At 54.3% G+C, this 14805-nt stretch carries 11 protein-coding genes and 1 pseudogene; 10 read left to right on the plus strand and 2 right to left on the minus strand.

Annotation, left to right across the window (positions count from 1 at the left end):
* The first annotated feature begins 8 nt into the window (after positions 1 to 8).
* The 7 genes and pseudogenes from STH12_RS02495 to deoD all read left to right on the plus strand — a co-directional run bounded on the left by STH12_RS02495 (position 9) and on the right by deoD (position 7959).
* Positions 9 to 774 (plus strand): annotated as a pseudogene (locus STH12_RS02495) (TatD family hydrolase).
* A gap of 176 nt (positions 775 to 950) precedes the next feature.
* Positions 951 to 2210 (plus strand): NupC/NupG family nucleoside CNT transporter, encoded by a 1260-nt coding sequence (locus STH12_RS02500; protein ID WP_126166099.1) that lies wholly within the window; start codon positions 951 to 953, stop codon positions 2208 to 2210.
* Positions 2211 to 2512: 302 nt separating this feature from the next.
* Complete coding sequence (locus STH12_RS02505) at positions 2513 to 3316, plus strand: outer membrane protein OmpK (protein WP_126166100.1); 804 nt, start codon at positions 2513 to 2515, stop codon at positions 3314 to 3316.
* A 347-nt stretch (positions 3317 to 3663) separates the two neighbouring features.
* A complete protein-coding gene (deoC, locus tag STH12_RS02510) occupies positions 3664 to 4437 on the plus strand; it encodes a deoxyribose-phosphate aldolase (RefSeq protein ID WP_126166101.1) in 774 nt (257 codons plus the stop codon).
* A gap of 146 nt (positions 4438 to 4583) precedes the next feature.
* Entirely contained in the window at positions 4584 to 5915 is a 1332-nt protein-coding gene (gene deoA / locus STH12_RS02515) for a thymidine phosphorylase (RefSeq protein ID WP_126166102.1), read from the plus strand.
* 12 nt (positions 5916 to 5927) lie between these two features.
* Positions 5928 to 7154 (plus strand): phosphopentomutase, encoded by a 1227-nt coding sequence (locus STH12_RS02520; protein ID WP_126166103.1) that lies wholly within the window; start codon positions 5928 to 5930, stop codon positions 7152 to 7154.
* Positions 7155 to 7248: 94 nt separating this feature from the next.
* Positions 7249 to 7959, plus strand: coding sequence for a purine-nucleoside phosphorylase (gene deoD, locus STH12_RS02525; protein ID WP_126166104.1), 711 nt, complete (start codon positions 7249 to 7251; stop codon positions 7957 to 7959).
* Positions 7960 to 8059: 100 nt separating this feature from the next.
* Here deoD and STH12_RS02530 read toward each other — a convergent pair whose 3' ends face one another.
* Complete coding sequence (locus STH12_RS02530) at positions 8060 to 8791, minus strand: AhpA/YtjB family protein (RefSeq protein ID WP_126166105.1); 732 nt, start codon at positions 8789 to 8791, stop codon at positions 8060 to 8062.
* Positions 8792 to 8868: 77 nt separating this feature from the next.
* Between STH12_RS02530 and serB the strand changes: the two genes are divergently transcribed.
* Entirely contained in the window at positions 8869 to 9819 is a 951-nt protein-coding gene (gene serB / locus STH12_RS02535; protein WP_126166106.1) for a phosphoserine phosphatase SerB, read from the plus strand.
* 114 nt (positions 9820 to 9933) lie between these two features.
* Positions 9934 to 10908, plus strand: coding sequence for an alpha/beta fold hydrolase (locus STH12_RS02540; protein ID WP_126166107.1), 975 nt, complete (start codon positions 9934 to 9936; stop codon positions 10906 to 10908).
* Here the strand turns inward: STH12_RS02540 and STH12_RS02545 are convergent.
* Positions 10891 to 13293, minus strand: a complete 2403-nt coding sequence (locus STH12_RS02545) for a PilZ domain-containing protein (RefSeq protein WP_126166108.1) — start codon at positions 13291 to 13293, stop codon at positions 10891 to 10893. The genes STH12_RS02540 and STH12_RS02545 overlap by 18 nt on opposite strands.
* Positions 13294 to 13397: 104 nt before the next feature.
* Here STH12_RS02545 and radA point away from each other — a divergent pair, with 104 nt between their 5' ends.
* Positions 13398 to 14762, plus strand: coding sequence for a DNA repair protein RadA (gene radA / locus STH12_RS02550; RefSeq protein ID WP_126166109.1), 1365 nt, complete (start codon positions 13398 to 13400; stop codon positions 14760 to 14762).
* Positions 14763 to 14805: the final 43 nt, after the last annotated feature.

Here is a 14805-nt window from a genome sequence, read left to right on the forward strand (position 1 = left end):
AAACTTACATTGTCGATAGTCATGCACATCTGGACTTTGCCGAGTTTGACGACGACCGGGCAGAGCTGTTTTCAGCCATGCATGCCGCCAATATCCGCCGCTGTCTCATTCCCGGGGTGTCACCGGCCCATTGGGATAAACAGCTGGAGGTGGCGGCGCAGTTTGACTGCCCTTTTAGCCTCGGCATTCACCCCTGGTGGGCGACTTCGCAATGGCAGTTACAGATGGCTGAACTTCGCTCCCGGCTTTATGGTCTGGCAGGCGAGCAGCGGCTGGTGGCAATAGGGGAGTGCGGTCTTGATAAACACAAAAACGTGAACTGGCAGTGGCAAACGCCGCTTTTAGAGGCGCAGCTGGCTTTGGCTGCAGAGCTTGAGTTACCGCTTATTTTGCATTGCGTGAAGGCGCACAATGAGCTGCTGGCGCTGCTTGCACGCTATAAGCTGCCACGCTCCGGGGTGATCCATGGCTTTTATGGCAGCGTGGAAATCGCCAAACGCTATATTGAGCTTGGTTATCGATTGGGCATTGGTGGACTGCTTTTGAATGATGATGCAGTAAAGCTGCATAAAGTGGTGGCTCAGTTGCCGATAGAAAGTTTCATTTGCGAGACAGATTCACCGGCTATGGCCCCTAAAAACTCAGTCTCACGGCGTAATTCTCCGCTGATAATTGGTCAAATCATCACCAAAATGGCCCATTTGCAAAAAAAAATCCAATGTTCTAATATCAGAACGACTGTTGGCCAATGTAACGCAACTGTTTGAGCTGTAGGTTTTTTCACTTAAACAGGTGTTTGTCGCAATGAGATGTGTTGCTAAGCAGTTGAAATTTAAGTTCAAAAATTTGATCAAAACGACGATTTTCAGCAAAGGCTAAGGTATAATTTTGCTCGGAAATAGGTTGGTTAACAACATAACTAAAAAGTGTTAACAAAAGGGTGATGGTTAATGAGTATATTAATGAGCTTGGTAGGTGTAGCAGTCCTACTTGGAATAGGTTTCCTCCTTTCCAATAACAAAAAGGCAATCAGCGTTCGTGCCGTAGGTGGCGCTCTCGCAATTCAGGCTGCCTTCGGTGGTTTCGTTCTGTACGTACCTTGGGGTAAAGACATCCTGAAGTCAGTTTCTGACGGTGTGTCTGCTGTTATCGGTTACGGCCAGAACGGTATCAACTTCCTGTTCGGTGATCTGGCACAGTTCAAAGTTGGCTTCATCTTCGCCATCAACGTACTGCCAGTAATCATCTTCTTCTCTTCTCTGATCGCTGTACTGTACTACCTGGGTGTAATGCAGTGGGTTATCCGTATCATCGGTGGTGGTCTGCAGAAAGCACTGGGTACCAGCCGTACCGAGTCTATGTCTGCTACTGCGAACATCTTCGTAGGTCAGACCGAAGCTCCTCTGGTTGTACGTCCATTTATCCCAACCATGACTCAGTCTGAGCTGTTCGCCATCATGGTGGGTGGTCTGGCTTCTATCGCTGGTTCTGTTCTGGCCGGTTACGCTTCTATGGGCGTTAAAATTGAGTATCTGGTAGCTGCGTCATTCATGGCCGCTCCAGGTGGTCTGCTGATGGCCAAACTGATGCACCCAGAAACTGAAAACACCAAGAACGAAATGGACGAGCTGCCAGAAGATCCTGACAAGCCAGCCAACGTTCTGGACGCTGCCGCTGCCGGTGCTTCTTCTGGTATGCACCTGGCCCTGAACGTAGGCGCCATGCTGATTGCCTTCGTGGGTCTGATTGCCATGATCAACGGTATCATCGGTGGTGTAGGTGGCTGGTTCGGTGTTGAAGGTCTGACCCTCGAGCTGATCCTCGGTTACATCTTCATGCCTCTGGCATTCCTTATCGGTGTACCTTGGAACGAAGCCCTGGTTGCTGGTTCTTTCATCGGTCAGAAGATCGTTGTGAACGAATTCGTAGCCTACCTGAACTTTGCTCCATACCTGAAAGACATCGCTGACGGCGGTATGGTAGTAGCCGAGACCGGTGCTGTTATGTCTGACCGAACCAAGGCTATCGTGTCCTTCGCTCTGTGTGGATTCGCTAACCTGTCTTCTATCGCCATTCTGCTGGGTGGCCTGGGTGCCATGGCACCTAACCGTCGCCACGATCTGGCCAAGCTGGGTATCCGTGCCGTTATCGCCGGTTCTCTGGCTAACCTGATGAGTGCGACTCTCGCAGGTCTGTTCCTGGCGCTGTAACAGTAGTGCCTCCGGGGTCCTGTTATCAGGGCAGGACCCCAGTTAATTCAACCATTTTCCAAAGAATAAAGTCTGAATCATTTCCCACCGTGTTCTAAACTTCTGTGGGGTCCCAAAGTAAGCCGCTTGTTAAAAAGGTTAATTGGGATAAGGGGTCGTTTCACGACTTTGTTCACAAATAAGAATTTTGTGTTCGCGTTTACTGCCAAAATTATTGTGCTTTCGCACGGGAAAGGTAGAATACGCGGGCAAAACAAAAACGCTGCCAAAGGCAGCAAATACCTAGATAAATGGGGTTGATGATGAAAAACGTTAAAATGATGGCTGTTGCCGCCGCTACTTTTGCTGCTCTGTCTGCCGGTACCGCTCAGGCCGAACAGTTCTACGGTTTCTCTAACATGTCCGTGAACTACCTGGACTGGACCGCTAAAGCAGAAGATCGTTCTAACAACGGTTACGGTGGCGCCAAAGAAGACTTCGTATACCTGGAGCTGGAAGGTGGTGCTGGTTACTCTTGGGGTGACGTATACGGCTTCATCGATCTGGAAAACCCAGAAAACATCAACGACAGCACTGGTGCTGACGGCCGTACAACCAACTCTTTCCGTATCGCTGCCAAAGGCTCTATCGCTGCCAACATCGGTAGCAGCAACTGGAACGTATACTCTCACCTGTACAGCCTGACTGTTGCAGAAGACGGCTTCTTCGACCAGAACCTGGTTGTGGGTGTGAGCTACGACGTGTTCACCGATTCTGGCTTCTGGATCAAGCCATTCCTGGGCGTACACTACGAAAACCAAACTTACGCTGGTTCAGGCTTCAACGGCTACATGGCTGGTTGGGTACTGGGCTACAACTTCGAAGCTTTTGGCCAGAAGTTCATGGTTACCAACTGGCACGAAACTGAATTCGCTCGTGAAGAACAGTTCCGTTACAACGGTACCGAGTACAAGCTGAAATCTACTGGTCAGAACGGTGCTGTATCTCTGTGGTGGAACGCCACTCAAGAGCTGACCTTCGGTCTGCAGTATCGCTATGCTGATCACAAGCTGGGTACTGCTGCTTACCACGACGCAGCTATCTTCACTGCCAAGTACAACTTCTAATTGTACTGTTGGAGCCGTGCGCTGCACGGCTCCACGCTTAATGCTTAGGTCTTAATCTTTACTCAAGCATGGTTTTATCCCCAAGAGCATGTTTAAGTAAGGTTTGTGAGCTCTCGCGTTAAAAGGGATTTTTCGCGGAAAGCAGAAACAGTCAGTTTCCCCTTTCCGGTCTTCAAGGATTCAAGTCGTGATAAATATTATCGACACTGAATACCTGTAACTATGCCCTTTCGGCATAAGGCACCGCCTGAAGGCCCGGCCATAATTATTCAAACAATCCGCCAACCTCAAGGCGTTGCCCTGGACATTATTTCTGTTTCATTTGAATTACGTCTCGGAGAACAACTATGAGCGATCTTAAAAAAGCAGCCCAGCGTGCCATTGAGTTGATGGACCTCACTACGCTGAACGATGACGACACTGCAGAGAAAGTCATCGAGCTTTGCAAAAAGGCCGTCACCCCAGCAGGTCACACTGCCGCTATCTGTATCTATCCCCGTTTTATTCCTATCGCACGCAAGACGCTGATTGAGCTTGATGCCGATGATATCCAGATTGCCACTGTGACTAACTTCCCCCACGGTAACGACGACATCGCCATTGCTGTGCTCGAAACCCGCGCCGCCGTAGCTTACGGTGCCGATGAAGTGGACGTGGTATTCCCATACCGTGCGCTGATGGAAGGCAACGAAACTGTCGGTTTTGAACTGGTGAAAGCCTGTAAAGAAGCTTGCGGTGACGATGTACTTTTGAAAGTCATCATCGAGTCCGGCGAGCTGAAAGACCCAGCCCTTATCCGCAAGGCCTCTGAAATCTCTATCGATGCCGGCGCTGACTTTATCAAGACTTCTACCGGTAAAGTGCCTGTGAACGCCACCCTGGAAGCAGCTGAAATTATGCTGACCGTGATTGCCGAAAAGAACCGCGAAGTAGGCTTCAAGCCTGCCGGTGGCGTGCGTGATGCCGCTGCTGCCGCCGAGTTCCTGGGCACCGCTGCACGCATTCTGGGTGAAGATTGGGTGACTCCACGTACCTTCCGCTTCGGTGCTTCCAGTCTGCTTAGCAGTCTGCTGCACACCCTGGAGCTGGCAGAAGCACCAAAAGGCGCCCAAGGCTACTAAGCCCTGGTCTGAATTGTGATCCGCGTCGAAACGGTCAGCTTCATCTTTGGCTAATATGAGCCTGTAATATTTTTACAGTTTCGGCGTTCCAGAGGACGAATCGTCGGTGGAAACTGAAAGCCACCGACATTCTTGGAGACAGCAGTATGTTTCTGGCACAAGAGATTATTCGCAAAAAACGCAACGGTGATGCCCTCAGCAAGGAAGAAATTCAATTCTTCGTGAAAGGGATTACCGATGGCAGCGTATCCGAAGGACAGATTGCCGCGCTGGGTATGGCGGTGTATTTCAATGATATGACCATGGACGAGCGCATTGCGCTGACCACGTCCATGCGTGATTCCGGCACAGTGCTCAACTGGGACAGCCTTGGCCTCAATGGCCCGGTTATCGACAAGCACAGCACCGGCGGTGTTGGCGATGTGATTTCGCTGATGCTTGGCCCCATGGCGGCCGCCTGTGGCGGTTATGTACCTATGATTTCAGGCCGAGGTCTGGGTCATACCGGTGGCACCCTGGATAAGTTTGATGCCATTCCAGGCTACCAAACTGAGCCTTCAAGCGAGCTGTTCCGTAAGGTCGTGAAAGAAGCTGGCGTGGCCATTATTGGTCAAACCGGCGATCTGGTACCTGCCGACAAGCGCTTCTATTCGATTCGTGACAACACTGCCACTGTCGAGTCCATCTCTCTTATCACTGCATCGATTCTGTCGAAGAAATTGGCCGCAGGCCTGGATGCGCTGGCGATGGACGTGAAAGTGGGCAGCGGCGCCTTTATGCCGACCTATGAAGCCTCACTGGAACTGGCCCGCTCTATTACCGCCGTTGCCAATGGCGCCGGCACCAAGACCACTGCACTGCTCACCGACATGAATCAGGTGCTGGCTTCCTGCGCCGGTAATGCGCTGGAAGTGAAAGAAGCGGTCGACTTTTTGACCGGCAAGTACCGTAACCCAAGACTCTATGAAGTCACCATGGGCCTGTGCGCCGAGATGCTGGTGCTCGGTGGTCTGGCTGCCAATGAAGCCGAGGCCCGCGCCAAGCTCAATGCGGTACTGGATAACGGCCGCGCCGCCGAGATCTTCGGCAAGATGGTGTCTGGTCTGGGTGGTCCTGCCGACTTTGTGGAAAGCTACGACAAGTATCTGCCGCAGGCGGCAATAGTACGCCCGGTTTATGCAGAACGTGAAGGCTTTGCCTATAGTATGGTGACCCGTGAACTGGGCCTCGCCGTAGTGACTCTGGGCGGCGGTCGTCGCAAGCCTGGTGATGCGCTGGATTACAGCGTGGGCTTGTCCAATGTGTGTGCATTGGGCCAGGCCATCGACAAGGCGACACCGCTGGCCGTAATTCATGCTCAGTCGGAAGATGCCTTCGAAGAAGCGGCTCGTGCCGTTCGAAGCGCTATCGAGATTGCCGACAAGCAACCCGAGAAAACACCTGAGATCTATCAGTACGTACGCGCTGAAGATCTGTAAGGGGAACAAGTTATGAAACGTACCATTATTCTGATGCTGGACTCCTTCGGCATTGGTGCCGCAGACGATGCCGACAAGTTCGGTGACGTGGGTTCCAACACCTTTGGTCATATCGCCAAGATGTGTGCCGAGGGCAAAGCCAACAACGGCCGTGACGGCGAACTCAAGCTGCCAAACTTAAGCCGTTTGGGGCTGGCCCATGCCGCCAAAGAAGCCACAGGCGCCTTCGCTGCCGGTTTTGGCGACAACGTCGATATCATTGGCGCCTACGGTCACTGCCAGGAGCTCAGCTCAGGTAAAGACACCCCTAGTGGTCACTGGGAAATGGCCGGTGTGCCCGTGCTGTTTGAGTGGGGCTATTTCAGCGACCACACCAATTCGTTCCCGAAAGAGCTGACCGACAAAATCCTGGAGCGTGCCGGTTTAACCGAGTATTTGGGTAACTGCCACGCTTCCGGCACCGCCATTCTGGAAGAGCTTGGCGTAGAGCACATGACAACCGGCAAGCCGATTTTCTACACCTCTGCCGACAGCGTGTTCCAGATTGCCTGCCACGAAGAAAGCTTCGGGCTTGAGAACCTCTATCGCCTGTGTGAAATCGCCCGTGAAGAGCTGGAGCCATACAACATTGGCCGCGTGATTGCCCGTCCGTTTGTGGGTACTGGCCCAAGTGACTTTGCCCGTACCGGCAACCGTCGTGACTATGCGGTTGAGCCACCATCAAAAACCGTGCTGGATAAGCTCAAAGAAGCCGGCGGCGATGTGGTCAGTGTGGGTAAGATTTCCGATATTTACGCCCACTGCGGTATCACCAAGAAGGTGAAGGCCTCAGGACTGGAAGACTTGTTCGATGCCACGCTTGAGCAAATCAAGCAGGCCGGTGACAACACTATCGTGTTCACCAACTTCGTGGACTTCGACTCCCACTATGGTCATCGCCGCGATGTATCCGGTTATGCCAAGGCGCTGGAATACTTCGACGCCCGTCTGCCTGAGTTGATGGCGCTGCTGGAAGAAGGCGATCTGCTGCTGCTGACCGCTGACCATGGCTGTGACCCAACCTGGCAGGGTACCGACCACACCCGCGAATTCGTGCCAGTACTGGCGTATGGCGCTGGTCTCAATGCGGGTTCCCTCGGTAAGCGCGGTACTTTCGCCGATATTGGTCAGTCCATTGCCCACTACTTCGGATTAAGTCCGATGGAGTATGGCGAATCCTTCGTGCAAGCTGCAAAGTAAGCACAGGGCTGAAAAAGTTTCGTTTTGGCGACTTCCTTTGAGTCGCCTATTATCAAAGACTTAAGTCTTAAACAAAAATACAGGGGTTATACAGATGGCTACACCACACATTAATGCCGTTGAAGGTGCATTTGCAGAAACCGTACTTTTCCCAGGCGATCCACTGCGTGCCAAGTACATTGCCGAAACCTTCCTCGAAAACGTTGAGCAGGTAACCGACGTTCGTAACATGCTGGGCTTCACCGGTACCTACAAAGGCAAGCGCATCTCAGTGATGGGCTCTGGCATGGGTATCCCAAGCTGCTCTATCTACGCCACTGAGCTGGTAAAAGATTACGGCGTGAAGAACCTCATCCGCGTAGGTACCTGTGGTGCCATCAGCACCGACGTTAAGGTGCGCGACGTGATCATCGGAATGGGTGCCTGTACCGATTCTCAGGTTAACCGTCTGCGTTTCAAAGGCCAGGACTTTGCCGCTATCGCCGACTACAGCCTGCTGAGCGCTGTGGTTGAGTCTGCCAAGACTCACGGAATCCAGACCCGCGTTGGTAACGTATTCTCTGCTGACCTGTTCTACACTCCAGATCCAGAAATGTTCGACGTAATGGAGAAAATGGGTGTTCTGGGCGTTGAGATGGAAGCCGCTGGTCTGTACGGTGTGGCTCACGAGTTCGGTGCCCGCGCTCTGTGTGTGGTAACTGTATCTGATCACATCCGTACCGGTGAAAAGACTACCTCTGATGAGCGTCAGACCACCTTCAACGACATGATCATCATGACTCTGGATGCAGCTATCAATCTGTAATCCGGTACGCTGCGGCGGTTAAGCCGTGGTATTGAAAAAGGCTCCCTGGGGAGCCTTTTCTATTTTATGCACCCACAAGCGGTGCTAAGCCTGAGCCGGTTTATCCCTTTGTCTGCTGCGCGCTATCTTCATCCGCCGCGACATTATCCTGCTTATTCTCATCAGACTCTGTACTTTTCTGCTGCGGTGGATCTTGCGCTGGCAGTTCGCCTGTCATAGTGGCCAGATGGCGCTTGGCACGGAACTTACGGCGGTCAAAATGGGCTCGTTTGAATGACATGGCGCGGGACAGCAACATGCCGATTAAGCCTGCTACCAGCAGCATGATTTGCTGCTGCTCCATATTGAGCTTGTGAACCTCTTCGATTTCCGCCAAAAACAGCTTGGGATCGAGCCGCACTTCCACGTAACCGAGGTTCTTATCGTCCTGAATCACAGGTTCCACAAAGGGCGGGTAGGGGGCAAGCAGGGCTTTAAGCTCATCAGACTCAGGCTCCAGCCACTCTTCGGTCACGCTTTGGGCGAACGACAGCCGGGTGCCTTGCTCGCCATAAATTGCGGCCGACATCACCTTGGGATCTTCCACCAAAGCGGTTGCCAGCCACTGCAATTGTTCATCGTTCTGCAGCAGCAACGCCGGTGCGGCACCATAGGCCGTTTGCTGCACCAACAATCTGGCCATCTTTTCCGTTTGGGACTTCAGAAGCTGCTGGCCTTGTAGTAGGCTTGACTGCCATAACTGAACAAGGCCGGCAAGCAGCGCCAATGCGATGGCAATCTGCAGCAGTCGGCTGATTTTTTGGCTTTTCTTTAGCCCTTTAAGATACAACACCTTGACCCTTGTAGATGACCCTTTGCGCTAATCATAAAGGATATGGCTCAAAGCGGATAGCCGGAGAAACCAAACCCATGGAAAACACCCAAGCGAGCCTGCTGACTTCCCGCCTGCAAACCCTGGCCAGCAACAGTGAAGGCCGGATTGCACTGTATCGGGAGGCAGACCATACCGCCGGGCGGCGTGTACGTTTGGTATGGCAGGATGCCGCACTGACAGACTCTGTGCTTGCCGCTATTGGCGGAAACTGTGTTTCCGTATGCACCCTCGAGCGCCAGAACGCGATGTTTGGCCTTGAAATTATCGGTGATGACACCGATAAACTCGCCGCGGTGTTTGCCGATATGCAGGGCGTTGAAAGCTTTGTGCTGCCACAGACTCTGGCGCGCCTCAATGTGCCTGGGCTGCTGGTGATGGACATGGATTCGACCGCCATCAAAATCGAGTGTATCGATGAGCTTGCCGCCATGGCCGGGGTGGGTGAAGCCGTGGCTGAAGTCACTGAGCGTGCCATGCAGGGCGAGCTTGATTTCGAGCAAAGCCTGCGTCAGCGGGTGGCCAAACTTGCCGGTGCCGATGCCGGAATTATCGATGACCTTTGTGCCCGACTGCCACTGATGGAAGGCCTGACCGAGATGCTGGCCGAGCTTAAGTCCCATGGCTGGCGCCTCGCCGTGGCGTCCGGCGGCTTTACCCCCTTTGTGGGCCATCTTAAACAGACTCTTGGGCTGGACGCGGCCTTTGCCAATGAACTGGTGATTGCAGATGGAAAGCTTGTGGGCGAGGTAACAGGCACTGTGGTTGATGCCAACTTCAAGGCAGATGTGGTCAGTCGTCTCAGCGCCGAATACGGTATTGGCGATGGGCAGCGTCTCGCCATTGGCGATGGCGCCAATGACATCCCCATGGTGCAGCGGGCCGATTTTGGTATCGCCTTCCATGCCAAACCCAAGTTGGCCGCAGCGGCCGATGCGGCCATCAAGGCGCTGGATTTACGGGTGCTGCCGTTCCTGCTCAGGGCCTGATGCGGTTGCCCGCGGCTTTCGCAGTCGTGGGGTTTGAGTAATTACTCTTGAGTTTTGTCTGTGCTCTGGTTTAGCCTGATTGAATATTGGCCCAGGCACAGACCTTCTCACATCATGACAGAGCCCCAGATTTCCCCTTCATCCAAGCCATTGCCGCAACAGGATATTGTGCAGCAATCGCTGTTTATTCCCTACCACGGCGGCCAGTTGCATTTGCGCCATATAGCGCCGGCTCAGCCGAATCCTTCGCGCTCCCCCGTGCTGATGCTGCACGGCGCCATGTCCAATGGTCGGGTGTTTTACAGCGACTCCGGCAGAGGTTTTGCCTGCTTTCTTGCCCGCAGTGGCTTTGAGGTTTACGTGCTCGATACCGCCGGTCGGGGCCTCAGTACTCCCAAGTTGTCAAAGGGCGTTGACCCGGGGCAGGGCAAGGTGATCCGCGAGCAATTACCGCTGACGCAGCAGTTTATTGCCAGACGACATCCCGGCGCGCCGGGCGTGCACTGGTGCGGTCATTCCTGGGGCGGCGTGCTGATGGCAAGCAGTCTGGTGCGCTATCCACAACTGGCAGCCGGAGTGCGGTCGCTGCTTACCTTTGGCAGCAAGCGCACTATCCGGGTCAGCTCCTTTAAGAAATGGGCCATGGTGGACATGTTCTGGAATCGTCTGGCACCGGCCATCGCCAAACATAAGGGCTTTTTGCCCGCCGATGCGCTGAAGTTGGGGATGGACAATGAAGGCCAGGCGTCGCTGAATGAGAGTATCGATTGGGTGCGTGGCGATTGGATAGACCATGATGACGGTTTTGACTATTCAAAGGCGGCCAAGGCCCATGGAATCCCCCCTGCCTGGTTTATTGCCGGTGCCCGCGATACAGTGCTTGGTAACCCCAGTGATGTAAAAGACATGATGGCAGAGTGCTGCGCGGCCGATGCGCGCTTTACCTTGCTGTCGCGGGCCAACGGTTACCGGCACGACTACGACCATGCCGGAATGCTGACCCATATGGATGCCCCTTCAGACCATTTTGGCGCCGTGGCGGACTGGCTGCTGGGGTTTGATGTGGAAGGGTTACGGGGCGCTGTCTGAGCCGCTCTGGCGCCACAGCGACGGGTATCTCAGGACCACTTCGTCACTGACATCCAACAGTTCACCCACGCCGACAATCCGCCACAGCTGCTCTTCGAGGGCTTTGGCCTTGTGCTGGGCATGCACATGAATGTACTCGAGTTCGCGGCGAATGGCGCTGTTATCGGGCTTTCCTGCCACGCCTCGGTACAGGCGCAGCGCCATAAATTTACCCAACTGATTGCTTTGCCTGATAAACGCCAGCTGCGCGTCTGTGTCACCCACCTCGGCCACAGGTACGCATTTCAGCAAAATGCCGCCACGGGACTGACGGATCACCTGCACAAAGAGTTCAGTTGAGGTCATTTCATCGTTGGGGCGCATGCCACGCATTGGCTCAAGAATGTCGCGCTTGAGTGCACCCTGTGCCAGCAGTGGCGCCAGGTTGTAGCTGTGGGACTCCTGGCTCAGGGCGGCAAACATATCGCTGATATCATTGCCCTGAACGCTGATCCCCAAGTGGCTGACCACCAGATTGCGGGCGGTCTTCTCGACAAAGAAGGGTACGCCGTAGAGCCGCCTCATCACCAAATTCTTCATGCCGTCGGCAAGATCTTTGATTTCGCTGTTGTTCTCACTTAAGTGCTCGAGTTTTTCCCGGTTGTGCACTATGAGCTTATTCAGAAACTCCACCCCGGCATGAACCTCGTGGCCGACGATGGCGGCAAGGTGCAGCACCATACCGTCTTTGCGGCTGCGTACCAGCCGGTAGGCCAGACCATCGAGGCGGGTCTTGCCTGCGATGGATTGCAGCTTGGGCAACGACAGGGTAACCGGTTTGCCTTCTTCCAGTGCGGCGGTGTTATCCAGAATGACCTGCAGGCCACGGCTGGAAATGTCGTGGCTGATGCCTTCGACCTTGTGGCCGCCCTGCTGGATCTGCACCAGGGTCTTGAAGGCGTATCTGGCCTCGCGGCGCCGTTCGCTGAATTCCAGCGATACTGGCTTGATACCACTTTGGGGCAGTTTCTTTTGGCCGTATACCTTAAGCGCATTGGCGTTGGCATTGTTGTACCAGCTGCGATACTGGCTTCTGGCCTCTTCCTGAGTTAAGTCCATTAATTGCAGTACATGGCTGAAGCCGCTCAGCTGCTGCTCGGTCAGGGCCGAGTAGTTTTCGGCATCCCCCGGGATCACCGAACACTTGTAGCGTTTGCCGTGGTCAATGACTTCCATGCCAAGACGGAATACCCGCCAGCTTGGCTTGCTGGCACCAAAACCCAAAAACAGCTCCCGCTCATTGCGGTGCTTTAGTTCGGCAAGGGTGGCGGAATAAAAATAGAGTTTGCCGTTGGCATTGTGGGTGAAGCTGAACAGCATCCTGTGGTCGGCATCGTCCGGGTGCTTGAGCGCCATGGCGAGGCGGCCTGCGGTAAGCATACCTTCGAGTTGATTGACGTCGTTCTCATCGAGGAAGTAATGCAAAATTCCTTGATTATCAGGGCTTAGCAGCATGTGGCTGAGCTTTGGCCGTTCGCCGCGTGAGTCGACAAACAGCGGCAGGTGCGGGAAGTGGGGCAGATAGTGACGTTCAAACCCCAGACCCGTTGCCGTCACCAGCACGTCGTTGATGTCTACCTTGTAGCGGAACTTATAGCCGCGAATGAGGTTGGTGAGCATCTCGGTGAGGCCGTCGGAGCCGCCCACGCGCTTAAGCCGCATCCAGGTAAACTCGCCATTGCCCTCGGCATTGACGATTTGATACTCCACCCCGCGCTGCAAATCTTCGTAATAGAATTCCTGACTGAGTTCAGTGAGCTTTACCTTGAGCGGCAAGTCCAGTGAAAACGGGTGCCGTGCGGGCAGACGAATTCGGGCGCCGCCCACCGAGAGATCGGCGGTGATCCCGGCCACTTCCTCCCGCCCCGGCTGAGATACCAGAATTTTCATGGCGTAGTTCATCCGCTCTTCGGTGCGGCTGAAGTAATTACCAAGCACCACGCCGGGAACACTGAATGGCTGGCTCTCGTTGTCGCTTGTCTGGTTGGGGGTTTCTCTGGCCTTCAGTCGGCGGCGCTTGTGGGCATCCATCACCTCTTCATACACACCCATGGTGTACTTTCCCTGATACAGGGCGAGGGATTGTTCGAAGGCATTTTTGGCCGGTTCATCGAGGAAATGGGTTTGTTTGCCTATGATAATTTCTTCACAGGGCAGTTCAGATTTGTCGCGTAAGTCGATGATTCGGGTGCAGTCGGCGCCGAGGCGGCTCAGCTCCATTTTCAGCAAAAAGCGGGTGGAATTGGATTCCCCCTCGGTGAGATGCTCAAACACCTGGGAAAAGTTCGGTTCCATCATCAGGGGCTTAAGCTGTTCTATCAGTGCTGAATGTTCGGTCAGGCTCATGGAGTTTTGTCTTTTTGCCGTGCCAACGGAGAAAGGAATTGCTAGTCTATTGTCGGCCGTTTTTCTGGGAGCTTTACCCAATTTTATACGAAATTTAGAGAGTTATGGCAAAGAATAAAACCGCATATGTGTGTAACGAGTGTGGCCAGGACTTCCCTCGCTGGCAGGGGCAGTGCAGCGCCTGCATGGAGTGGAACACCATTACCGAGGTGCGTCTGGGGGCTGCAACCCCGGCCCGTGGCGGCCGTTTCAGCGGTTACGCCGGTGCCGGGGCATCCGAGGTAAAAACGCTGGATCAGATTGATCTCAATGAGTTGCCGCGGATCCCGAGCTCTTTTAAAGAATTTGATCGGGTACTTGGCGGCGGCATAGTGCCCGGCAGCGCCATTCTGATTGGCGGCCATCCGGGGGCGGGTAAGAGTACGCTGCTGTTGCAGACCCTGTGTCAGTTGGCGGAAGTCATGCCCGCGCTCTATGTCACAGGTGAAGAATCCTTGCAGCAGGTGGCCATGCGCGCCCATCGGCTGGGGCTACCGACCTCGAAGCTGAAAATGCTCTCGGAAACCAGCGTCGAAACCCTTTGCGATATCGCCCTTAAAGAACAACCCAAATTGATGGTGGTGGACTCGATTCAGGTGATGCACATGAGTGATGTGCAATCATCTCCGGGCAGTGTGGCCCAGGTGCGCGAGTCGGCATCGTTTCTTACCCGTTTTGCCAAACAGCACGGCATTGCGGTGATCATGGTTGGCCACGTGACCAAAGATGGCAGCCTGGCAGGCCCTAAGGTGCTTGAGCACTGCATCGACTGCTCGGTGATGTTTGAAGGCGACTCCGACAGCCGCTACCGCACCCTGCGCTCCCATAAAAATCGCTTCGGTGCCATTAACGAGCTTGGGGTGTTTGCTATGACCGAGCGGGGGCTTAAAGAAGTAGCTAACCCATCGGCCATTTTCCTCTCCCGCGGCGAAGAAGCGTCCAGCGGCTCGCTGGTGATGGTGGTCTGGGAAGGTACCCGGCCGCTACTGGTGGAATTACAGGTGCTGGTGGACAACTCGGCCCTGTCCAACCCCCGCAGGGTTGCCGTGGGGATGGATGCCAACCGTCTGGCCATGTTACTGGCGGTCATGCATCGTCATGGCGGCCTGCAGATGTCGGATCAGGACGTATTCGTAAACGTGGTGGGCGGGGTGAAGGTTTCGGAAACCAGTGCCGACCTGACCTTGCTGCTGGCGATGGTGTCGAGTTTTCGCGGTGAAGTGCTGGCGCGGGATCTGGTGGTATTTGGCGAAGTGGGTCTGTCCGGTGAAATCCGCCCCGTGCCCAATGGGCAGGAACGCTTGATTGAGGCGGCCAAGCACGGTTTTCGCCGTGCCATAGTGCCCAGAGCCAATGTGCCGAAAAAGCCGCCCGAAGGCATGGAAATTATCGGTGTGGGCAAGCTTACTGAGGCGCTGGCAGCGCTGTAATCTCTGGCCTTACAGGCAAGTCTGTACCTGCGGCGCAAAAAGA

This window comes from Shewanella khirikhana, assembly GCF_003957745.1.
Taxonomy (GTDB): Bacteria; Pseudomonadota; Gammaproteobacteria; order Enterobacterales; family Shewanellaceae; genus Shewanella; species Shewanella khirikhana.

Excerpts from the sequence above, each read along its gene's own strand:
- STH12_RS02520 (WP_126166103.1), top strand. The coding sequence starts at position 5,928 with ATGAAACGTACCATTATTCTGATGCTGGACTCCTTCGGCATTGGTGCC.
- STH12_RS02540 (WP_126166107.1), top strand. The coding sequence starts at position 9,934 with ATGACAGAGCCCCAGATTTCCCCTTCATCCAAGCCATTGCCGCAACAG.
- deoA (WP_126166102.1), top strand. The coding sequence starts at position 4,584 with ATGTTTCTGGCACAAGAGATTATTCGCAAAAAACGCAACGGTGATGCC.
- STH12_RS02545 (WP_126166108.1), bottom strand. The coding sequence starts at position 13,293 with ATGAGCCTGACCGAACATTCAGCACTGATAGAACAGCTTAAGCCCCTG.
- deoD (WP_126166104.1), top strand. The coding sequence starts at position 7,249 with ATGGCTACACCACACATTAATGCCGTTGAAGGTGCATTTGCAGAAACC.
- STH12_RS02505 (WP_126166100.1), top strand. The coding sequence starts at position 2,513 with ATGAAAAACGTTAAAATGATGGCTGTTGCCGCCGCTACTTTTGCTGCT.
- STH12_RS02500 (WP_126166099.1), top strand. The coding sequence starts at position 951 with ATGAGTATATTAATGAGCTTGGTAGGTGTAGCAGTCCTACTTGGAATA.
- radA (WP_126166109.1), top strand. The coding sequence starts at position 13,398 with ATGGCAAAGAATAAAACCGCATATGTGTGTAACGAGTGTGGCCAGGAC.
- serB (WP_126166106.1), top strand. The coding sequence starts at position 8,869 with ATGGAAAACACCCAAGCGAGCCTGCTGACTTCCCGCCTGCAAACCCTG.
- deoC (WP_126166101.1), top strand. The coding sequence starts at position 3,664 with ATGAGCGATCTTAAAAAAGCAGCCCAGCGTGCCATTGAGTTGATGGAC.